Here is a 23462-nt window from a genome sequence, read left to right on the forward strand (position 1 = left end):
CTCGTCGGTAACATCGTTCACGCGGTCAAACCCCCTTCGATTCCTCCGCGGCGACCATATCCGAGAAACCGGTCGGATGGTCGGTTCGAGTGGTGAGTAACGCTCGGGATCGTTAGGGTCGATGTATTCGACGGTGATGGATGCAGGGAGGCGTCCACGCCGTGGTCGATCGAGGGGTTCCACTGCACGCCCGTCGGTCTCGAGGGAAAACGAGGGGGTGCGGTGCCGTCTTTTGCCATGTCCACGAGTCAGCGTGGACTGTGGTTTGCTCAGCAGCTCACCCCGGACGTCCCGTTCACCATCGCCCAGTACCTGGACCTGCACGGCCCGCTCGACGCGGACCTGATCCGCGCGGCCTGCAACCAGGCCGCCCGCGAGGTCGAATCCGGCACGCTGTTCCTCGAAATGGTCGACGGCGAGCCGCGGCAACGGGTGATCCCCGACGTCGACGACTACCCCGGCTACCTGGACCTGCGCGGCCACGACGACCCCGAGGCCGAGGCGCGACGGTGGATGGACGAGACCTACACCCGTCCGCTCGACCCGCTGCACGACCGGCTCATCGTCACCACGCTGATCCAGCTCGCCGACGAGCACTTCTACCTCTTCACCTACATCCACCACCTCGCCCTCGACGGGCACGGCGGCATGGTGATGCTCGGCCGCAGCGCGGAGCTGTACACGGCGTGGGCGCGCGGGGAGGCGCCGGCGCCGCTCGCGGCGATGAGCCTCGAGCAGATCGCCGAACACGAGCTCGCCTACGTCGGCAGCACCCGGCAGGCCACTGACCGCGAGCATTGGAGGCAGCGCCTGGTGGACCTGCCGCCGCCCGTCACGCTCGCCGCCGGTTCCGCCGCCCCCTCGATGCCGTGCCGACACGTCGGTGCGGCACTCACCGCCGAGGTGACCGACGCCGTGGCCGAGCTGGCCCGCGACGCCAACTCCACCGACGTGCCGATCGTCGTCGCCGCCTTCGCCGCCTACCTGGCCCGCATGACCGGCACCACGGACGTCGCGCTGAGCCTGCCGGTCTCGGCGCGCACCACCGCACCGCTGCGCCGCTCGGCCGGCTCGATCTCGAACATCGTGCCGCTGCGGGTCCGCGTGGAACCCGGCGTCACCGTCGCCGAGCTGGTGCGGCGCGTGCAGGTGGAGCTGACCGGGGCGCTGCGGCACCAGCGGTACCGCTACGAGGACATGCTGCGCGACCTGCACGCCGTGGGCGATCACCGGGAGACCCGCAGCGCGTTCGGGCCCGTGGTGAACCTGATGATGTTCAACCCGGAGTACGCGTACGGCGACATCACCGGCGAGTACAACCTGCTCTCCACCGGCCCGGTCGACGACCTGTCGGTGAATGTGTACGCCGGGATCGCCGGGCGCAGCACGCGGGTGGACTTCGAGGCCAACCCGCGCCGGTACGGCGACGAGACGCTCGCCCGGCACCACCGGCGGTTCCTGGACTTCCTCGGCGCGTTCGCGCGGTCGGCCGACCGGGCGGTGGGCGACCTGCCGCTCGCGGCGCCCGGCGAACTCGCCGGCCTCGTCCCCGCGCGTGGCCCGCACGTCGAGGACGTACGCCTGCTGCCCGACGTGCTCACCGCGCACGCCGGCTCGGACCGCGTCGCCGTGCGCGACGGCGCCGTCGCGCTGACCTACCGAGAACTGGACGAGCGTTCAACTGCGTTCGCGCGCAGGCTGATTGCGTGCGGCGCGGGACCCGACGACCGGGTCGCGGTGCTGCTGCCGCGCTCGGCCGGCGCGGTGGTCGCGCTGTGGGCCGTCGCCAAGGCCGGCGCCGCCTACACCCCGATCGATCCGGGCACCCCGGCGCTGCGGCTCGCCGAACTGCTGCGCGACGTGCTCGTCGCGGTGTGCGGCGACGACGTCGCCCTGCCCGACGGCGTGACCCGCGTGGATCCGGCGGGCGGCGAGGTGTCGCCGGCGCCGTTCGACGCGGGCGAACGGCTGCGTCCGCTGCACCCCGACCACCTCGCGTGGGTGATCCACACGTCCGGCTCCACGGGCACCCCCAAGGCCGTCGCCGTCGGCCACCGCGGTCTCGCCGGACTCGTCGCGACGTTGCGGGAGCGGTACCCGGCCGACGCCGCGTCGCGCGTGCTGCACCTGGCCGCCCCGAGTTTCGACGCGTCGCTGCAGGAACTGCTGCTGTGCTTCGACGCCGGCGCCACCCTGGTGGTCTGCCCGCCCGACGTGGTCGGCGGACCGGACCTGACCGCGCTGCTGCGCGAGCAGGCCGTCACCCACGCGATCACCGCGCCCGCCGTCCTGGCCGTCACGCCCGAGGCCGACCTGCCGGCGCTGCGGATGCTCGACGCGGGCGGCGAGGCCCTGGCGGTCGACGTCGCCGACCGGTGGTCGCGCGGGCGCACGATGCTCAACGCCTACGGGCCCACCGAGGCCACCGTCCTCGCCACGCTCAGCGAGCCGCTGCGGCCGGGCGGGGGAGTGCCCATCGGCGCACCCGTCCACGGCGTGACGGCCGTCGTGCTCGACGCGCGGCTGCACCCGGTGCCCGTCGGCGCGGTCGGCGAGCTGTACCTGGGTGGGCCGGCCGTCGCCCGCGGTTACCTCGGCGACCCGGCGCTGACCGCGGCCCGGTTCGTCGCGTCGCCGTTCGGTCGCATGTACCGCACAGGAGACCTGGTGCGCTGGAGCCGTGCGCGTTTCTGGTCGTCGGAGCTACCAGAAACGCGCACGGGCGGCGGGGACGTCCTGGAGTTCGTCGGGCGCGCCGACCGGCAGGTGAAGATTCGCGGCTACCGCATCGAACCCGGCGAGGTCGAGGCGGCGCTCACGGGTCTCGGCGACGTCGCGAGCGCGGCCGTCGTCGTCCGCGGCGACACGCTCGCGGCCTACGTCGTCGGCGACGTCGAGCCCGACGACGTGCACGTCCGCCTCGCCGAGCGCCTGCCCGCCTACCTGCGGCCCGCGACGGTCACCGTGCTCGACGCGCTGCCGCTCACCCCGGGCGGCAAGATCGACCGTCGCGCCCTGCCCGCCCCGGCTGTCGACACGGCCACCGGCTCGCGCCCGCCGACCGGCCCGACCGAGGCGCTCGTCGCGCAGCTGATGTGCGAGATCGTCGGCGTCGACCGGGTGGGGGCGAACGCGAACTTCTTCGCCCTCGGCGGGCATTCGCTCGGCGCGGCACAGCTCGCGGCGCGGCTCGGGGCCGCGCTCGGCCGCGACGTACACCTGCGCGACGTGTTCGACCATCCCACCGTCGCCGGACTCGCCGCGGCCGTCGACGCCGGACCGGCCGCCGCGATGCCCGCGCCCACCCGCTCGGACGACGACACGCCCGCGCCGCTCGCCCCCGCCCAGCGACGGCTGTGGCTGCTCGCGCAGGGCGACACCGCCGCCTACCACCTGCCGTTCGCGCTGCACCTCGACGGCACCCTCGACGTGGCCGCGCTGCGCGCCGCGCTCGGCGACGTCCTCGACCGGCACGAGATCCTGCGCACCGTCTACACCGAACCCGGCCCGCGGCAACGGGTCCGGCCCGTGGCCGAGGTGCTGCCCGCCCTCGACGTCGAACCCGTCGACCCGGCCGACGTGGACGCCCTGATCGCCGAGTGGGCCGCCGCACCGTTCGACCTCGCCACCGGCATCCCGCTGCGGGTGCGGCTGCTGCGCGTGGGCCCGGACCGGCACGTGCTCGCCGTCGTCGCCCACCACATCGCCGTGGACGGCGCGTCGTTCGTGCCGCTGACCCTCGACCTCGCCGCCGCCTACGCCGCCCGCGCCGCCGGGCACGGCCCGCGGTGGGAGCCGTTGCCGCTGCGGTACTCCGACTACGCCCGCTGGCACCGCGCCCTGCTCGGCGACGCGGACGACCCGGACAGCCTCGCCGCCCGCGAACTCGCGCACTGGACCACCACCCTCGCCGGGCTGGGCGAGGCGCCGACGCTGCCCACCGACCGTCCCCGCCCCGGCCGCCCCGGACCGGCCGAGTCGCTCGAATTCGCCGTCCCCGCCGCGCGGTTCGAGGCGCTGCGCCGCCTGGCCGCCGCGCACGACGCCACCGCGTTCATGGCGGTGCACGCCGCCGTCGCCGTGTGGCTGTCGGCGTGGACCGGGGGGCGCGACGTCGCCGTCGGCTCCGGCACTGCCGGCCGCGAGCACCCCGACCTCGAGCGTCTCGTCGGCATGTTCGTCGGCACCGTCGCGCTGCGGCTCGACGTGGACCCGGCCGCGTCGTTCACCGAGCTGCTCGCCGCCGCCCGTCGCGCGGACCTCGACGCCTACGCGCACGCGACGGTGCCGTTCGACTGCGTCGTCGACGCGCTCGGCTTCGCGCCGTTCCAGGTGATGCTCGCCTACGACAACGTCGCCGTGCCCGACCTCGCGCTGCCCGGCCTGGCCGTGCGCGCCGAGGAGATCCCGCCCGGCCGCGCCCGGTTCGACGTGGAGATCGCGGTGCGCGAGCTGCCCGACGGCTCGCTGTGCGGACGGGTGATCTACGACGGTGCCCTGTTCGAGCGCGCGACGGTCGCCGCCGCGGTGGCCCGCCTGCACGCGGTGCTCGACGCGGCCGTCGCCGCGCCGCAGGCACCCGTCGGCGATCTCGAGCTCGGCGCTCCCGAGGTCGTCCTGGCAGACCCCGGGCCGGTCGCGACGTTGCCGGAGCTGCTCGCCGCGCACCCGCTGCGGGTCGCGGCGCCGTGCGGCGTGCCGGTCGAGTTGATCGCCGCCGCAACACCATTGGCGTGGCACCTGATCGAGCGCGGTCTCGGCCCGGAGGATCGGGTGGCGATTCTGCTGCCGCGGTCGGTGGACTCGGTGCGCGCGGTGGCCGCCGTCGCGCTGACCGGGGCGGCGTTCGTGCCCGTCGACCCGGCGCAGCCCGCGGTGCGGATCGCCCAGATCCTCGCCGACGCCGGGGTGCGGCACGTCGTCGCCCGGCCCGGTACGTCGCTGCCCGACGGCGTCGCACTCGTCGACCCGGACGCGGGATCCGCGCGGTCGGGCGAGATCACCGACGCCGACCGGACGCGGCCGCTGCGGCCCGACCACACCGCCTACCTCGTCTACACCTCCGGCTCGACCGGCACGCCGAAGGGGGTCGTCGTCACCCACCGGGGGCTCGCGCCGCTCGTCGCGTCGCTGCGCCGCCGCATGGACCTCGACCCGCAGGCGCGGGTGCTGCACTTCGCGTCGCCCACGTTCGACGCGTCGGTGCTCGAATACCTCATGGCGGCCGCGGCCGGTGGCACCCTCGTCGTCGCGCCGCCGGACGTGTACGGCGGCGAGGACCTGCTGGAACTGCTGCGCGCCGAGCGCATCACGCACTGGTTCTCCACCCCGGCCGTGCCTGCGCAACTGGACCCCACGGGCCTGGACGCGCTGCGCGTGCTCGCCGTCGGCGGCGAGGCGTGGCCGGCCGAGACCGCGGCCCGGTGGGCGCCCGGCCGGACCATGCTCAACGTGTACGGGCCCACCGAGACCACCGTGCTCGCCACCGCCAGCGCGCCGCTCGTGCCGGGGGAGCGGCTGACCATCGGCACCGGCCTCGACGGCGTCACCGCGCTCGTGCTCGGTCCGCGGCTGCGGCCCGTGCCCGTCGGCGTGGTCGGCGAGCTGTACCTCGCCGGGCCGGGCCTGGCCCGCGGCTACCTCGGGATGCCGGGCCTGACCGCGAGCCGCTTCGTCGCGTCCCCGTTCGGCGGCGGTCGCATGTACCGCACGGGCGACCTGGTGCGCTGGAGCGGTGTGCCCTTTGGGCGGCCGGAGCAGCCCAAAGGACACACCGGCGGCGGAGCCGCCCTGGAGTTCGTGGGGCGGGTGGACCATCAGGTCAAGCTCCGCGGATTCCGCATCGAACTCGGCGAGATCGACGCCACCCTCACCGGGCATCCCGCGGTCGCCGCCGCCGTCACCGTCGTGCGGGGCGAGGCGCTCGTCGCGTACGTGCACGGCCCCGACCCCGCCCGCCTCGACCCGGCCGAGCTGCGGGAGTTCGTCGCCGCGCGGCTGCCGCGGCACATGGTGCCCGCCACGGTCACCGTCCTCGACGCGCTGCCGCTCACGAGCACCGGCAAGATCGACCGCGCCGCGCTGCCCGAACCCACCGCAGACCCGGACCGCCCGAGCACCGGATATCGCAGCGCCGCCGAGGAACTCGTCGCCGGCGTCGTCGCCGACCTGCTCGACCTGCCCGCCGTCGCCGCCGACGACGATTTCTTCGCGCTCGGCGGCAACTCGCTGCTCGCCACCCGGCTCGCCGCGCGCCTCGGCGCGGTCGCCGGCCACCGCGTCGGCGTGCGGGAGATCTTCGAGCACCCCACGGTCGCCGGCCTCGCCGTCGCCGTGTCCGATCCGATTGCCGGCGAACGCCTTCCGCTGCTGCCGACCGGCGACACCGGTCCGGTGCCGCTCGCGCCGGCGCAGCAGCGGATGTGGCTCGCCAACCGGCTCGACGTCGCCGACGCCGCCCCCGGCGACCACGTCGCGTTCGCCGTCGACCTCGCCGCCGGCACCGACCTCGACGCCCTCGCGACCGCCGCCGCGGACGTGATCGCCCGGCACGCCGTGCTGCGCACCGTCCACCCCGACGGCCCGGACGGGCCGACACAGCGGATGCTGCCCGGCATCGCCCTCGACCTCGCGCCACACGCGACACCCGCCGACCTCGACGACGCCCTCACCGAATTCGCCCGCGCCGGTTTCGATCTCACCGTCGACCCGCCGCTGCGCACCCGCCTCTACCGCACCGGCGCCGGCTACACCCTCGCGGTGGTGCTGCACCACCTCGCCGTCGACGGGCTGTCGCTGCTGCCGCTCGGCCGCGACCTCGCGCTCGCCTACGCCGCCCGGCGCGACGGGCGCACCCCGGCGTGGCCGCCGCTGCCCGTCACCTACCGCGACTACGCCCGATGGCAGCACACCCTGCTCGGCGACCCGGCCGATCCCGACAGCCTCGCCGCCCGCCAGCTCGCGCACTGGACCCGCACCCTCGCCGGCGCCCCGCCGCTGCTGGCCCTGCCCACCGACCGTCCGCGCGGCGACGGCGACGGCGCCGCCGGGCGCGTGCGCTTCTCGGTGCCCGCCGAACTGCACGCCGCCGTCGACAAGCTGGCCCGCGCCCACGACGCGACGACGTTCATGGTCGTGCACGCCGCGCTCACCGTGCTGCTCGCGACCCTGGCCGCCGCCGAGGACGTCACCGTCGGCACCCCCGTCTCCGGGCGGGTCGACCCGATGCTCGACGACGTGGCCGGCATGTTCGTCGGCACCGTCGCGCTGCGGCTGCCCGTGCCGGCCCGCGCGACGTTCGCCGAGCTGCTCGCCGACACCCGCCGCGTCGACCTCGACGCGTTCGCGCACGCCGACGTGCCGTTCGACCGGGTCGTCGACGCCCTCGGCGCCTCCGCGTCGCGGCACCACCCGGTCTTCCAGGTGATGCTCGCCTACGAGAGCTTCGCGCTGGACGGCCTCGACGTGCCCGGCGTGACCGGGGTGCGCGAGATATCCACCGGCACGGCCCGATTCGACCTCGAGGTCACCGTCCGCGAGACCCGCTCCGCCGCCGGCACCCCCACCGGGCTCGACGGGGTGCTCACCTACGACCGCGGCCTGTTCGACCACGACACCGTCGCCGCGTGGGCGCCGTTCCTGCTGCGCATCCTCGACGTGGTCACCGCCGACCCGGCCGTCGCCGTCGGCGGCATCGACCTGCTCGGCCCCGACGACGACGCGTCCGCGCCCCGGCCGGCCCCCGACACGGCCACGCTGCCCGCGCTGGTCGCCGAGCAGGCACGCCGCCGCCCCGACGCGGTCGCGCTCACCCACGGCGAGGACACCTTGACCTACGCCCAGCTGCACGCCCGCTCCGGGGCGCTCGCCGAAATGCTCGCCGAGCGCGGGCACGGCGTCGAGGACGTCGTCGCCGTCGCGCTGCCCCGCTCGCTCGACCTGGTGGTGGCGATCCTCGCCGTCGCCCGCGCCGGCGCCGTGTACCTGCCGCTGGACGTCACCCACCCGCCGGCGCGGCTGCGCGCCCTGCTCGACGACGCCGCCCCCGCCGCGGTGCTGTGCGACACCGGGTTCGCGGTCGACACGGATGTGGCTCTCCTGCACGTCGATGCGCCCGAGGTTCGGCAACGCCTGGACGCCGGCGCCGCATTCGACGCGGCCGTGCCCGCCGGTGCCGGCGCGTACCTGATCTACACCTCCGGCTCCACCGGCATCCCCAAGGGCGTGCTCGTCGGGCACGAGGCCGCCGCGGCGGTGTTCGCCGCCACCGGCGACGTCGGGTTCGGCCCGCGCGACGTGTGGACCCTGTTCCACTCCCCGGCGTTCGACTTCTCCGTGTGGGAGATGTGGGGAGCGCTCACCACCGGCGGGCGCCTCGTCGTCGTCGACCACTACACCGCCCGCGACCCCGGGGCGTTCGCCGCGCTGCTCGACAGCGAGGGCGTCACCGTCCTCAACCAGACGCCCACCGCGTTCGGCCAGCTCGCCACCGTCGACACCGCGCTGCCCACGCTGCGGCTGCTGATCTTCGGCGGCGAAGCCCTCGACCCCGGGCGGGTCCGGCCGTGGCTCGCGGACCGGCCGCACGTGCGCGCGGTGAACATGTTCGGCATCACCGAGACCACCGTGCACGTCACCCGCGGCCCCGCCGCCGAGCCCGGCGTCGGGCGGCCGCTGCCCGGGCTCGACGTGCAGATCCTGGACCGGTCGCTGCGCCGCACCCCGCCCGGCACCGTCGGCGAACTCTACGTCGCCGGAGGCCAACTCGCCCGCGGCTACCGCGACCGCCCCGGCCTGACCGCCACCCGGTTCGTCGCCGCGCCCGGCGGCGCCCGCCGCTACCGGACCGGCGACCTCGGCCGCCGCGGCCGCGACGGGGTGCTGCACCACCGTGGCCGCGCCGACGACCAGCTCGAGCTGCGCGGCTACCGCATCGAACCCGGCGAGATCGAGGCCACCCTGCTGCGCTGCGACGGCGTCACCCAGGCCGTGGTGGTGCTGCGCGACGACCGGCTCGTCGCCTACCTCGTCGGCGGCTCACCCACCGGGGCGCTGCGCGCGCTGCGCCGCACCCTGCCCGACTACCTCGTGCCCGCCGCCGCCGTCGCGCTGGATGCGCTGCCGCGCACCGCCAACGGCAAGCTCGACCGCGCGGCCCTGCCCGCACCCACCGTCGCCCCCACCGGCGGCCTCGCCCCGCACGGGCCGCTCGAGGAACTCGTCGCCGAGGTGTACCGGGAACTGCTCGGCGCCGGGCCCGTCGGCGCCGGCGACGACTTCTTCGACCTCGGCGGCAACTCGCTGCTCGCGACCCGCCTCGCCGGGCGCCTCGCCGACATCGCCGACGTCGACGTCACCGTCCGCGACGTGTTCGACACCGCCACCGTCGCCGACCTCGCCGCGCTCCTCGCCGCCCGCGCCGGCACCGGCCGTCGCCGTGCCCCGCTCGTCGCGGCCGGCGACGACACCCCGGCGCCGCTGTCGCCGGCGCAGCAGCGGCTCTGGTTCGTCAACCGGCTCGACCCCGGATCCGGCAGCTACAACCTGCCGTTCGCGGTGCGGCTCGACGGCCGGCTCGACGTCGCGGCGCTCACCGCCGCCGTCGCCGACGTCCTCGACCGGCACCGCACCCTGCGCACCGTGTACCCCGACGCCACCGCGCAGGTGGTGCGGACCGTCGCGCGGCCCGGCCTCGAGCCCGTCGCCGTGCCCGCCGAGGGGCTCGACGAGTTCGTCCGCGAGTTCGCCGCCCCCGGATTCGATCTCACCCGCGAGACGCCGGTGCGGCTGCGGCTGTACCGGCTCGCGCCGCGGCGGCACGTGCTCGCGGTGGTGGTGCACCACATCGCCGCCGACGAATGGTCGCTCACCCCGCTGCTGCGCGACCTCGTCGACGCCTACACCGCCCGGCGCGCCGGGCAGGCGCCGCGGTGGGCCCCGCTGCCGGTGCAGTACACCGACTTCAGCCGCTGGCAGCGCGCCGGCGCCGACGGCCAGCTCGCGCACTGGACGACCGTGCTCGCCGGCCTGCCCGACGAGGTGACCCTGCCCGGCGACCGGCCGCGGCCCGCGCGCCCGACCGGCCGCGGTGCCACCCACCGTGTGGCGGTGGATCATGCTGTGGCCGAAGGTGTTTCGCGGCTCTCGCGGGACGGTCGCGCGACGACGTTCATGGTGCTGCACGCGGCGCTGGCCGTGCTGCTGGCCCGGCACGGCGCCGGCGACGACATCGCCGTCGGCACCGTCGTTGCCGGGCGCGGCGACCCGCAGCTCGACGCCCTCGTCGGCATGTTCGCCGGCACTCTCGTCCTGCGCACCCCCGTCGACCCGGACGCCACCTTCGCCGACCTGCTCGCCGAGGTCCACGCCCGCGACCTCGCCGCCTACACCCACCCCGACGCGCCGTTCGAGACCCTCGTCGAACGCCTCAATCCCGCCCGCAACCCCGCCCGGCATCCGCTGTTCCAGGTCGCCCTGTCGCTGCGCCGCCCCACCGTCGACGCGTTCGAGCTGCCCGGCCTGACCGCGCGGGTGCTGCCGGTGGCCGACGAGCACGCCAACTTCGACGTCCAGCTCGTCGTCACCGAGACCGGCCCCGGCGTCGACCTCGAATTCGCCTACGCCACCGACCTGTACGACGCGGGCACCGTCGCCGCGTTCGCCGACCGGTACGTCGCGATCCTGCGGGCCGCCGTCGCCGACCCGGCCGTGCGGATCGGCGACATCGACCTGCTCACCGAGCGGGAACGCGCCGCGCTCGTCCCCGCCGCCGGCCCCGAGCCGGCCCCGGCGCGGACGCTGTGGCAGTGGTTGGCCGCCGGCGCCGCCCGCGGCGGCGACGGTGTGGCCGTGCGCGACGGCGACACCGAACTGACCTACCCGCAGCTGCTCGCGCGCGCCGACGCGCTCGCCGCCCGGCTGCACGCCGCCGGCGCCCGGCCCGGCACGGCCGTCGCGTGCGCGCTGCCCCGCTCGCTCGACTCCGTCGTCGCCGTGTGGGGCATCGCCCGGCTCGGCGCCGCCCCGATGCTCGTCGACCCCGCCCAGCCCGCCGCGCGGCTCGCCGCGATGCTCGGCGACGCGACCGTCGGCGTCACCGGCGCCGCGCACCGCGGGTCGCTGCCCGCCGCCGTGACGTGGCTCGATGTCGCCGGCTCCCACGGTGCCGGCTCCCACGGTGGCGGCTTTCACGGTGGCGGTGTCGCGGTGGCCGACCCGGGCGCCGGCGCGCCCGCCTACCTGGTGTTCACCTCCGGTACCAGTGGAAACCCCAAGGGCGTCACCATCACCCACCGGGGGGTGAGCGCCCTCGCCGAGGACCTCGCCGAGCGGTTCGCCGCCGCGCCCGGCGACCGGATGCTGCACGTCGCGTCGCCGAGCTTCGACGCGGCGATGCTCGAGCTGCTCGTCGCGGGCACCGCCGGCGCGACCCTCGTCGTCGCCGGGCCCGACGCGTACGGCGGCGACGCCCTCGCCGACCTGCTCGCCGGCGAGCGCATCACGCACGCGTGTGTCACCCCGTCGGCGCTGGCGACCGTGCCGCCGCGGGCGCTGCCCGACCTGCGGGTGCTCATGCTGGGCGGCGAGGCCGTGAGCGACGAGCTCGTCGCCCGGTGGGGTGCGGGCCGTCGCCTCTACAACGGCTACGGCCCCGCCGAGGCCACCGTCTTCGCCACCTGTTCGCCGCCGCTGGCGCCCGGCGCGGACGTCGTGATCGGCACCCCCGTGCGCGGGGTCCAGGCCGTCGTGCTCGACGAACGGCTGCGGCCCGTGCCCACCGGCGTGGCCGGCGAGCTGTACCTGGCGGGGGAGCGGCTCGCCGACGGGTACCGCGACGACCCGGGCCGCACCGCGACGCGGTTCGTCGCCGCCGACGGCGGTCGTCGCCGGTACCGCACGGGCGACCTGGCCCGCTGGGCCCGTGCGCGTTTCCGGTCGTCGGAGCTACCAGAAACGCGCACGGGCGGCGGGGTCGCGTTGCGGTTCGTGGGACGCAGCGACGATCAGGTCAAGCTGCGCGGCGTGCGCATCGAACCGGGCGAGGTCGACGCCGCGCTGCGGACCGTGCCCGGCGTCGAGCAGGCCGCGACCGTCGTGCGCGACGGGGCGCTCGTCTCCTACGTCGTGCCCGCCGGCGTCGACGCCGAGGACGCGCGCGGGCGGCTGCGGCAGAGCCTGCCCGCCCACCTCGTGCCCGTCGCCGTCGTGCCGCTCGACGCGGTGCCACGCACCGCGCACGGCAAGCTCGACGTCGCGCGGCTGCCCGCCCCCGACCTCGGCGGGCGCGACGAGCCCGGCACCGGGACCGAGACGCTCGTCGCGCGGGTCTACGGCGAACTGCTCGACTCCCCGGTCGGCAGGACCGACGACTTCTTCGCCGTCGGCGGCAACTCGCTGCTCGCGACCGTGCTCGTCGGCCGGCTGCGCGAGGAGACCGGCGTCGCCGTGCCGCTGCGGCTGATCTTCGAGCACCCCACCGTCGAGGGGCTCGCCGCCGCGCTCGACGCCGGCGGACTCGACGTCGAGGCCGGGCCGGTGCCCGTCCACCCGCGCCCCGCCCGGATCCCGCTCAGCCGCGCGCAACGTCGCCTGTGGGGGCTCAGCCGCCTCGACCCCGACGCCTACCTGCTGCGCGCCGACGTGCGCCTGACCGGCCCGCTCGACGTGCCCGCCCTCGAGACCGCGCTCGGCGACGTCGTGGCGCGGCACGAGATCCTGCGCACCCGCATCGCCGTCGACGAGCAGGGTCCGCATCAGGTCCTGGCAGACCGTGGTGTCCATTGGGACCTCGAGGGGACCGAAAGGACGCCACGGCGCCTGCGCCTCGCCGTGGACCACGCCGCGGCGGACGGGCCGTCGCTCGCGCCGCTGCTGCGCGACCTCGCCGTCGCCTACGCCGCCCGCGCGGCCGGGCAGGCGCCGCGGTGGGAGCCGCTGCCGCTGCAGTACGCCGACTACGCGCTGTGGGAACAGGCGCGCGGGATCCCGGAGGCGGACGCCGCGCACTGGCGGTGCGCCCTCGACGGGCTCGACCCGGTCGAATTACCCACGCAGGCAGGGTATTCGGAGACGGAGTCGTCGGAGCAGGAGGCCGGGACCGTCGCGTTCGAGGTGCCCGCCGACGTGCGCGCCGGGATCGCAGAGCTCGCGCGGGCCCACGGCGCCACCGAGTTCATGGTGCTGCACGCCGCGCTGTCGGTGCTGCTCGCCCGCGTCGGCGCCGGACACGACGTCGCCGTCGCCGCCGTGGTCTCCGCCCGCCGCTGGGCGCAGGTCGAGGACCTCGTCGGCCCGTTCCTCGAGACCCTCGTGCTGCGCGCCCGCGTGGAACCCGACATGCCGTTCGCCGGGCTCCTCGCGCAGGTCCGCGACTTCGACGTCGCCGCCCTCGACCACGCCGGGGTGCCGTACGAGCAGATCCTCGCCGGCCTGCCCGGCCGCGCCCCGCAGGTCGCGCTCGCCCTGCAGGACTTCACCCTCGCCCCCACCCGGATCGGGGACCTCACCGTCGAGGCCGAGGAGATCGTCCGCGGCGCACCGAAATTCGACCTGCAGTTCGCGTTCGCGCCCGCCGCGGACGGCTACGCCGGCACCCTCGTGCACGACGCGTCGCGGTTCGCCGGACCCACCGCGCGGCGGCTCGCGGACCGGTTCGTCGCCGTCCTGCGGCACCTCGTCGCCGCGCCCGGCACCACCGTCGGGGACCTGCCCGTCGACCGTCCCGCCGCGCCGCTGACCGGCGCCGCCCCCGCCCCGGCCCGACCCCTGCCGGACCTGCTGCGCGCCACCGCCGCCGCGCACCCCGACCGGGAAGCCCTGCGCGAGGGCGACACCGCCCTGACCTACCGCGAACTCGACGCCCGCTCCGACGCGCTCGCCGACGAACTGCGCGCCGCCGGCGCCGGCCCCGGCACCGTCGTGCCCATCGACCGGCCCCGCGGCCTCGAGTACGTGCTGCGGCTGTGGGCGATCACCAAGACCGGCGCCGCGTTCACCGGCGCCCCCGACGCGGCCGGCCCGGCGCCGGCGAACGTCGCGTACGTCGTGTCGACCTCCGGCTCGACCGGGGCGCCCAAGCGCGTCGCCGTCACCCACGCCGGCCTTGCCCCGCTCGCCGCCGAGGCCGCCCGCCGCTACCGCGTCGGACCCGGCGACCGCGTGCTGCAGGGCTACCATCCGGCGTTCGACGCGGCCCTGCTCGAGATCCTGCTCGCCCACACCACCGGCGCGACCCTCGTCGTCGCCCCGCCGGAGGTGTACGCGGGGGAGGACCTGCAGCGGCTGCTGCGCGCGCAGCGCATCACCCACTACCTGTCCACCCCCGCGGTGCTCGGCACCCTCGACCCGCACGAGCTGCCCGACCTGCGGGTCGTCGCGTCCGGCGGCGAAACCCTGCCGCCGGCGCTCGCCGCCCGCTGGACCGACGGCCGGCACATGCTCGACGCGTACGGACCCACCGAGGCCACCATCGTCGCGACCCTCACCGACGTCGACGGCCGCGGCGGCATCGGCCGGCCCGTCCCCGGCACCGTCGCGCACGTGCTCGACGCCCGCCTGCGCCCGGTGCCCGACGACGCCGTCGGCGAGCTGTACCTGGCCGGGGCGTCCGTCGCGCTCGGCTACCTCGGCGCCCCCGCGCTCACCGCGCAGCGGTTCGTCGCCGCCCCCGGGGGCACCCGCCGCTACCGCACCGGCGACCTGGTGCACCGCCGTCCCGACGGCACCCTCGCCTTCCGGGGCCGCACCGACCGGCAGCTCAAGGTCCGCGGCGTGCGCATCGAACCCGGGGAACTCGAGGCCGCCCTGCTCGCGCAGCCCGGCATCCGGCACGCCGTCGCGCTGGCCGCGGGCGGCGCGCTCGTCGCCTTCGCCGCCGCCGATCCGGGTGTCGAGCCGAGCCGCGTGCTCGCCGGGCTCGCCGACGTGGTGCCGCCGCACCGCATGCCGACGCGGCTGCGGTTGCTGCCGGAACTGCCCACCACCGTCAACGGCAAACTCGACACCGCAGCCCTGCGCGAAGTCGACACCGCAGCCCTGCGCGACCTCGACACCGCCGGGGATGCGCCCGCCGACGACCGGCCGCTCACCGACGTCGAGGACCTCGTCGTCACCGTCGCCGAGAGCGTGCTCGGCGCCCGGCCCGACATCCACGCCGGGTTCTTCGCCGCCGGCGGTGATTCGCTGTCCGCCGTCGTCCTCGCCGCCCGCCTCGCCGACGCCTTCGGCACCGACGTGCCCGCCCGTGCCGTGCTGCAGGCACCGACCCTCGCGGCACTCGCCGCCCACATCCGCGACGGCGACCGCACCCGGATCCCGTTGCGCCGCTACGACGACGACGCCCCCACCCCGCTCGCGCCCGCGCAGCAGCGACTGTGGCTGCTCGGCCGCGCCGAGCCCGGCAGCGCCGCCTACACCGTGCCCGTCGCGCTGCACCTGACCGGCGACCTCGACACCGCCGCGCTGGCCGCGGCCGTCGCCGACGTCGCCGCCCGGCACGAGATCCTGCGCACCGCCTACCCCGACGGCGTCGCGGCCGAGGTCGATCCGCCTGTGCTCGAAGCGGTTCCGGGCACCGACCCGGCCGCCGCCGTCGCCGAGGTGCTCACCGCGCCGTTCGACCTCACCGCCGACGCGCCGCTGCGGATCCGGCTGGTCGAACTCGGCGCCCACGAATGGGTGCTCGCCGCCGCGGTCCACCACATCGCGTTCGACGGCGGCTCCGTCGCGCCGCTGCTGACCGACCTGCAGCACGCCTACGCCGCCCGCCTCGCCGGGGCGGAGCCGATCTGGTGGCCGCTGCCCGTGCGCTACCGCGACTACGCCCGCTGGCAACGCGACCTGCTCGGCGACCCCGCGGACCCGGACAGCCTCGCCGCCCGCCAACTCGACCACTGGGCAACGACTCTCGCGGGCCTGCCCGACACGCCGCTGCCGCTGCCCACCGACCGGCCCCGGCCCGCGCGGCCCAGCCACCGCGGCGGCGCCGTCACCGCCCACCTCGACGCCGGCACCCACCGCCGCCTCCGCGACGTCGCGCGGGCCCACGACGCGACCGGCTTCATGGTGCTGCACGCGGCGCTCGCCGCGCTGCTCGCCCGCCGCAGCGGCCGCGCCGACATCGCCGTCGGCACCGCCGTCGCCGGGCGCGCCGACCCGCGCCTGCACGCCCTAGTCGGCATGTTCGTCGGCACCCTCACCCTGCGCACGACCGTCGCCGGGGACGAGCCGTTCGGGGACCTGCTGCGCCGCATCCGCACCACCGGCCTCGACGCCCTCGCGCACGCGGACGTCCCGTTCGACCGGGTCGTCGCGCGGGTCGCGCCGGCCCGCGGCACCCACCATCCGCTGTTCCAGGTGCTGCTCGCCCACCGCACGGTGCCCGCGGGGGAGGACCTGCCGCAGCTGCCCGGCCTGCGCGTGCGCGAATTCGACGCCGGCACCCCGGCCGCGCAGTTCGACCTCACCTGGGACGTCACCGAACGCGACGGCGACGGCGGCATCGACGTGCGTCTCGTGTACGCCACCGACCTGTTCGACCCCGCCACCGCCGGCGCGCTGCTCGACGACTACGTCGCGCTGCTCGGCGCCGCGCTCGCCGACCCCGGCACCGCCGTCGGCGACCTCGCCGCCTCCGCGCCGGCGCCGTTGTCCGCGCCCGCCGCGGCGCCGCGCACGCTGCCGCAGCTCCTCGCCGCCACCGCCCGCACGCACCCCGGCGCCATCGCCGTGCGGGCCGGGGCCGTCGCCTGGACCTACGCCGGGCTCGCCGCCCGCGCCGACGTCGTCGCCGGGGAACTGCGCGCGCGCGGCGTGACCCGCGGCGACGTGGTCGCCGTGGCCGTGCCGCGCGGGGAATGCTGGCCGCTCGCGGTGTGGGCCGTCGTCCGGACCGGCGCGGCGTGGGTGTCCGTCGACCCGGCGCAGCCGCCCGCCCGCGTCGAGACCGTCCTGCGCGACAGCGGCGCCACCGTCGGGTTGACCGTGGCAGGTGCCGAACCGGTGGGGGAGGGCATCGACTGGGTGGACCTGACCGGCGAGTGGGAGTCGCGGGAAATCCCTGCGCCGCAACCGCATCCGGACGACACTGCGCCGCAACCGCATCCGGACGACACTGCGGCGGAGCCGCATCCGGACGACACCGCGGCGGAGCCGCATCCGGACGACACTGCGTATCTGATCTACACGTCCGGGAGCACCGGCACCCCCAAGGGTGTCGCCGTGCCGCACCGCGGCCTGACCGCCGTCGTCGACGCGCAGCGGCACGTCCTCGGCGTCGCGCCGGGCAGCCGGGTGCTGCACGCGGCGTCGCACACCTTCGACGCGTCGGTGTTCGAACTGCTCGCCGCCCACGCGCACGGCGCAACCCTCGTCGTCGCCCCCGACCACGTCTATGCCGGCGCGGCGCTGCAGCGGCTGATCGTCGACGAGCACGTCACCCACGTGGTCGCCACCCCCACCGTGCTGGGCACCGTCGACCCGGACGCGCTGGGGCGCCCGGTCACCGTCCTGTCCGAGGGCGAGGCGCTCACCGCGCCCGTCGTCGAACGCTGGCGGCGGCACCGTCTGCTCAACGGGTACGGGCCCACCGAGTTCACGATCGCCGTGTCGTTCGGCGGGCCGTTCGACCCCGGCGCCCGGCCCACCGTCGGCGCCCCCGTCGCCGGCGCCACCGCCCACGTCCTCGACGCGCGCCTGCACCCCGTCCGGGCCGGGGTGATCGGTGAGCTGTACGTGACCGGGGCGGGCCTGGCCCGCGGCTACCACGGCCGAAGCGGGCTCACCGCAACCCGATTCGTCGCCGACCCGCACGGCGAGCCGGGCGCGCGCCTGTACCGCACCGGCGACCTCGCGCGCGTCACCGCCGACGGCGAACTCGACGTCCTCGGCCGTGTCGACGAGCAGATCCAGCTGCACGGCATCCGCGTCGAACCCGCCGAGATCGACGCGGTGCTCACCGCCGCCGACGGCGTCGAGGCCGCCGTCACCGTCGCCGTGCCCGGCCCCGCGGGCGAAACCGTCCTCGCCTCCTACGCGCAGGGCAGCGCCGACGCCGCCGCGCTGCGCACCCGCGTGGCCGCGCACCTGCCGCGCGCGCTGCGGCCCGCCGCGATCACCGTCGTCGACGCGCTGCCGCTGCTGCCGTCCGGCAAGGTCGACCGCGCCGCGCTGCCCCGGCCCGACTTCGCCTCGCCCGCAGAGGGATTCGTGCCACTCGACGGGGCGACGGCCGAGACGGTCGCCGCCGTGTTCGCCCGGCACCTCGGCCGGCCCCCCGGATCGGTGTCCGCCGACCTCGGGTTCTTCGACCTCGGCGGCACGTCGCTCGGGGCCGTCGCCGTCGCCGCCGACCTGCGTGCCGAACTCGACCGCGACGTCCCGCTCGACTGGCTGCTCACCGCACCCACCGTCGCCGACCTCGCCGACCGGATCGACCACGGCGGCGACGACACCGACCCGCTCGCCACGCTGGTGCCGCTCGCGGGGCGCCCCGACGGCACCCCGCTGTTCTGCGTCCACCCGATCAGCGGAATGTCGTGGTGCTACACGGGACTCGCGCCGCACCTGCCCGGAGTCGCGCTGTACGGGCTGCAGGCCACCCGGCTCGCGCCGCTGCCGCGCACCGTCGCCGAGTTCGCCGCCCGCTACCTCGACCGGATCCGCACCGTCCAGCCCGAAGGCCCCTACCACCTGCTGGGCTGGTCCCTCGGCGGCACCATCGCGCACGAGATGGCCGTGCAACTGCACGAGGCGGGGGAGCAGGTGGCGTCGCTGATCCTGCTGGACACGCTCACCCCCGACACCCTCCCCGACGTCGCGGCCCTGCCGGACGAACCCGTCGTCGAGCTCGAGGTGCCCGGCCTGCCGCCGACGTTCGTCGCCGAGATCCGGGAGCGGGCTCTGGCCGCGGGCGCCGCGCTGGAGGAGGCCGTCACCGCGCACACCCCCCGCGTCCTCGACGGCGACGCGCTGCTGTTCCGGGCCCGGCCCGGCGGGCAGACCGGACCCGACCTCGCGGCGAGCTGGCGGCGCCACGTCCGCCGCGTCACCGAGCACGACGTGCCCTACCCGCACTCCGACCTGACCACCCCCGGCGCGCTGGCCCTGATCGGCCCCACGCTCGCCCGGCACCTGACCGAACGACAGATTTCCGCGCCCGTAGGGTGCACCGACAGTGTCACAGCAACGAGGGAGACACCGTAATGGAAGTACACGACTACCTACGCATCCTGCAGGCGCGATGGAAGATCGTCGCCGTGACGACCGTGGTGGCGGTACTCGGTGCGCTCGGAGCCTCCCTGCTCACCACCCCGATCTACCAGGCGAGCACCCGGCTGTTCGTCTCCACCTCCTCCGGGGCCTCGGTCAACGAGATCTACCAGGGCAACCTGTTCTCGCAGCAGCGCGTCGCCTCCTACACCAAGTTGCTCACCGGCACCACGCTGGCGCAGCGCACCCTCGACCGGCTCGGCCTGTCCGACGTCACGCCGTCGCAGCTCGCCGGAAAGGTCACCGCATCGTCCGCCCCGGACACCGTCCTCGTCGACGTCAAGGTCGACGACGAGTCGCCGGAGCGGGCCCGGGACCTCGCCAACGCCCTCTCCGACGAGTTCGTCGTCATGGCGCGCGAGCTCGAGACCCCCGAGAACGGCGGTGAGCCCACCGCGCGGGTCGTCGTCGAGCAGCACGCCGACACCCCGGTGACCCCGGTGTCGCCGAAGACGAAGCGCAACCTCGCGCTCGGCCTCGCCGTCGGCCTGCTCCTCGGCATCGCCCTCGCGGTGCTGCGCGACCGGCTCGACAACACCGTCAAGGACCGCAAGACGGTCGAGGAGCTCGCCGGGACGGGCCTGGTGGGCACCATCCCCCTCGACAAGGAACGGCAGGAGCACGCGGCGATCGACTTCCAGGAGTCGAACTCCGGCAGCGCGGAGGCGTACCGGGAGATGCGCACCAACCTCAAGTTCCTCGACGTCGACAACCCGCCGCGCGTCATCGTCGTCACCAGCGCCCTGCCGGCCGAGGGCAAGACCACCACGGCCATCAACACCGCGCTGGTGCTCGCGGAGGCCGGCCATTCCGTGGTGCTCGTCGAGGGCGACCTGCGCCGGCCGCGGGTGTCGAAGTACCTCGGGGTCGTCGGCGACGTCGGGTTCAGCACCGTGCTGTCGGGCCAGGCCGGTCTGGAGGACGTGCTGCAGCCCAGCCAGTACGAGGGCCTGTGGGTGCTGGCCTCCGGGGCGCTGCCGCCCAACCCCAGCGAGCTGCTCGGCTCCGAAACCGCCAAGCACGTCATCGACCACCTGCGGGCGCGCTTCGAGTACGTGATCATCGACGGCTCGCCGGTCCTGCCCGTCACCGACTCGGTCGTGCTCGCCGCGGCCACCGACGGCGCGCTGCTCATCGCTCGCCACGGCAGGACCACCCGGGAGCAGCTCAGCCGCGCGGTCGGCAACCTGGGCAGCGCCGGCGCGCACCTGCTCGGCACCATCATCACGATGACGCCGAACAAGGGCCGCGGCGCCTACGAGTACCGGTACTACTACGAGTCCGACGAGTCGGCGAAGAAGGCCACGGCCGCTGCGTCGACGCCCGCCCCGGCCGGGTCGGCTCCCGTGCAGCCGGGTCCTGTTGCACAGACCACCGGCGGACGCCGCTACCGCGAGGAGCAGAACCGGCCGGAACCGTACCGGCCGGAGCAGCCGCATCGGGGCGGGCCGGACCACGACGACGCGCAGCCGGGACAGCACTACCGGGCCCCGCAGGCGTACACCGCCGACCCCGCCTACCGCGAGCAGGCGGTGCCGACGGCGGTGTCGCGGCCCGTCGCGCCGTCGCCCATGCAGGGCCCGCGCAACGGGTCAGTCGTGGATCCGGGCGAGCAGCGGTAGCAGCAGATCGGCGATCTCGGTCCCGACGGCGACGAACGTGTCCTCGTCCAGACCGATCGGATCGGTGACGTCCTCCGGTCCGGGCGCGGGGAACTGCGCCCGGGCCGCGGCGAGCTCGGCGACGGTCTCGGCGCCGCTGAGCTGCTGCAGCCGCGCGGCCTCGCGCAGCGTGAACGTCCGCTTGAGCATCCGCGGCGCCGCCTGCAGCACGGCCCCCCGATGCGACTCGGCCATCGTGATCACCAGGTCGGCGTCCTGGGCGAGGTGCGGCGACAGGCGCCGGGCGACGAAACCGTCGGGCTCGCCGCCGAGCTGGCGCAGCACGAGCGCGGCCGTCGGCTCCATGGGCCGCCCGACCATGCCGCGGGTGCCGGCGCTGTGCGCGGACAACTCACTCCGGCCGGTTTCCGTCGCGTATGCGGTGGTCAACAGCTCGGCGGTGGGCGATCGGCAGATGTTCCCGGTACAGACGTACAGAACCCGCATCGCTCGATCCTAGGCAGCACACGGGTCGCTCGTCCGGTTGTGACGGCGTGTGTCCGATTCGCCGGGTGGGCGTGTCCGGACCGTTCGGTAGCATCGGGCGGTCGGGATGCGCCGGGGGTGGATGTGCGGCGCAAAACACAATCAGAAGGCGGCTGATGAGTTCGGTTCTCGGGGTGACCGCAGGGACGAGTGCCGTCCGGATCGTTCGTCCGATCGATCCGGCCGCGCCCGCCGCGGGCTACCAGTTCCAGGTGGTGGAGACCAGGCAGGACGATCCGGCACGGCTCGCGGCGCAGACCGTGGGCGTGCTCGTGCAGGCCGGCATCGCGGGCGACACCGTCGAGCGGGTGGGCCTGGTGTACCGCGACGCCGCCGACGCCGAGCGGCTCCGCGCCGCGATGGCCGAGCAGGGACTCGACCGCTACACCCTCGTCGGCGAGTCCGAGGCGGCCCTGGCCTACCTGCGGGCCACCGGCGAGCTCCCCGGCGACGTCGCGGTGCTCTACGACCTGGGTGCCTCCGGGCTCACGGTCACCGTCGTCGACCGCACCACCGGTGCCGTGCACACCGAACGCACCAGGACCGTCTCCGGCCGCCTGTTCGACGACGCGGTGCGCCTGCACCAGCTCGGCTCGGACGGGGTGTGGCGACCCGACGACCCGGAGGACGAGGAGTTCGTCGCCCAGTGCCGCACGGCCAAGGAACAGCTGTCCGGCAGCGACGCCGTCGCCGTGCCGGGCACCGCCGGCGTGATCCTCATGTCCCTCGAGACCTTCGACCCGCTGATCACCCCGCTCGTGGAGGGTTCCGCGCGGTTCCTGCGCGACGTCGTGCACCGGTCCGGCGCCCGGCCCGAGACGATCGTGCTGCTCGGCGGCGGCGCCCACGTCCGGCTGGTGCGCCGGGTGCTCGAGACGTGGATGAAGCTGCCCGTCGTGGTGCCGCACGAACCCGAACTCGTCCTGGCCAAGGGCGGCGCCCTGCGCGCCGTCGCCGCGGGCCCCACCGCGTCGGCGGTCACCGAACTGATCGTCCCGCCGGGGGCGACCGAACGCATCGTCCCGCCGCGCGGAGTGGCGCCGCAGCGCACCGAGCGGCTCGCGCGGACCGAGACACCCGCGCCGGCCGCGGTGGACGACGCCGGGCCGCCGGAGCGGGCGCCGGCGTGGAAGCGGGCGGCGACCGCGCCCGGCCCGCACGTGTCGGGCCGCCAGATCAGCGGGGCCGGGCTGGCCGGCACCGCCCTGGGTGTGGTGGCCATGATCGGGCTGGCGCTGGGCGCACAGAACACCTTCGCCGGCGACGACGAGTCGGAGCCCCGGCCGACCGAGGTGATCGTGACGACGCCGCCGCGGACCCCGCAGCCGGCGCCCGCCGTCGCGCCGGCGCCGGCGCCGACGACAACCACCGTGCCGCCGACCGAGGAGTCCACGACGGAGCGGGTGGTGCCGCCCCCGCCGGTGGCCACCGCCCCGCCGCCGCCGCTGATCCCCGGGCTCAACATCCCGGTACCGACACTGCCGCCGCTGCCGCCCCTGCCCACGATCGAAGTGCCGCCGGAGCTGCGGCTACCGATCTGACGGACCCCTCCGCCGCCGGGGACCCTCGTGGCCGATGGCGCCCGGCGCGACGGGTTAGAGTACAGACGATGTTTTCGCCGCAGAACACCCCGCTGTGCGACTCGGTCACGCTGGCCTATCGGCGCGTGCGCGCCGAGCCCGGTCAGCTGACCGTGCTGCGGCGGGCCCTGGAGCGCTGGCTCGACGCGGTGCACGTGCGCCCCGAGCTGACCCGCGACGTGCTGCTGGCCAGCTACGAGGCCCTCGCCAATGCCGTCGAGCACGCCTACCGCGACGGTGCGTCGGGCACCCTCGACCTCGAGGCGACGCTGATTCCGGGCGACCGTCAGGTCGAGGTCGCCATCATCGACCGCGGCAGCTGGCGCGCGAACGACACCGACCCGGGCACCAGCTCGCGCGGGCACGGTCTCACGCTGATCAAGTCCCTGGCGGACACGGCGACCGTGGCCCCCGCCGACACCGGGACCGTCGTCACCATGCGCTGGAGCATCTAGCGACGACTGTCGCT

General features: G+C 75.9%; 5 protein-coding genes. 4 read left to right on the forward strand and 1 reads right to left on the reverse strand.

What is annotated here, in order from left to right:
* The first annotated feature begins 237 nt into the window (after positions 1-237).
* Both JYA75_RS10745 and JYA75_RS10750 read left to right on the forward strand, forming a co-directional pair.
* On the forward strand, positions 238-19200 hold the full coding sequence (locus JYA75_RS10745) for a non-ribosomal peptide synthetase (RefSeq protein WP_203330005.1): 18963 nt from the start codon (positions 238-240) through the stop codon (positions 19198-19200).
* Positions 19200-20888 (forward strand): polysaccharide biosynthesis tyrosine autokinase, encoded by a 1689-nt coding sequence (locus JYA75_RS10750; protein ID WP_203330006.1) that lies wholly within the window; start codon positions 19200-19202, stop codon positions 20886-20888. Before JYA75_RS10745 ends, JYA75_RS10750 begins: the two co-directional genes overlap by 1 nt.
* Here the strand turns inward: JYA75_RS10750 and JYA75_RS10755 are convergent.
* The gene (locus JYA75_RS10755) at positions 20859-21374 is read right to left on the reverse strand and encodes a protein tyrosine phosphatase (RefSeq protein WP_102799605.1); all 516 of its coding nucleotides are present in this window, start codon (positions 21372-21374) and stop codon (positions 20859-20861) included. The genes JYA75_RS10750 and JYA75_RS10755 overlap by 30 nt on opposite strands.
* A gap of 155 nt (positions 21375-21529) precedes the next feature.
* On the opposite strand from JYA75_RS10755, the gene JYA75_RS10760 reads away from it, so the two are divergent.
* Together JYA75_RS10760 and JYA75_RS10765 are read left to right on the forward strand one after the other, a co-directional pair.
* Positions 21530-22954 carry a chaperone protein gene (locus JYA75_RS10760; protein ID WP_203330007.1) on the forward strand — a complete coding sequence of 475 codons (1425 nt, stop codon included), beginning with the start codon at positions 21530-21532 and terminating at the stop codon, positions 22952-22954.
* Positions 22955-23022: 68 nt separating this feature from the next.
* Positions 23023-23448, forward strand: coding sequence for an ATP-binding protein (locus JYA75_RS10765; protein ID WP_006934328.1), 426 nt, complete (start codon positions 23023-23025; stop codon positions 23446-23448).
* Positions 23449-23462: the final 14 nt, after the last annotated feature.

The organism is Rhodococcus sp. PSBB066, from assembly GCF_017068255.1.
GTDB lineage: Bacteria > Actinomycetota > Actinomycetes > Mycobacteriales > Mycobacteriaceae > Rhodococcus > Rhodococcus aetherivorans.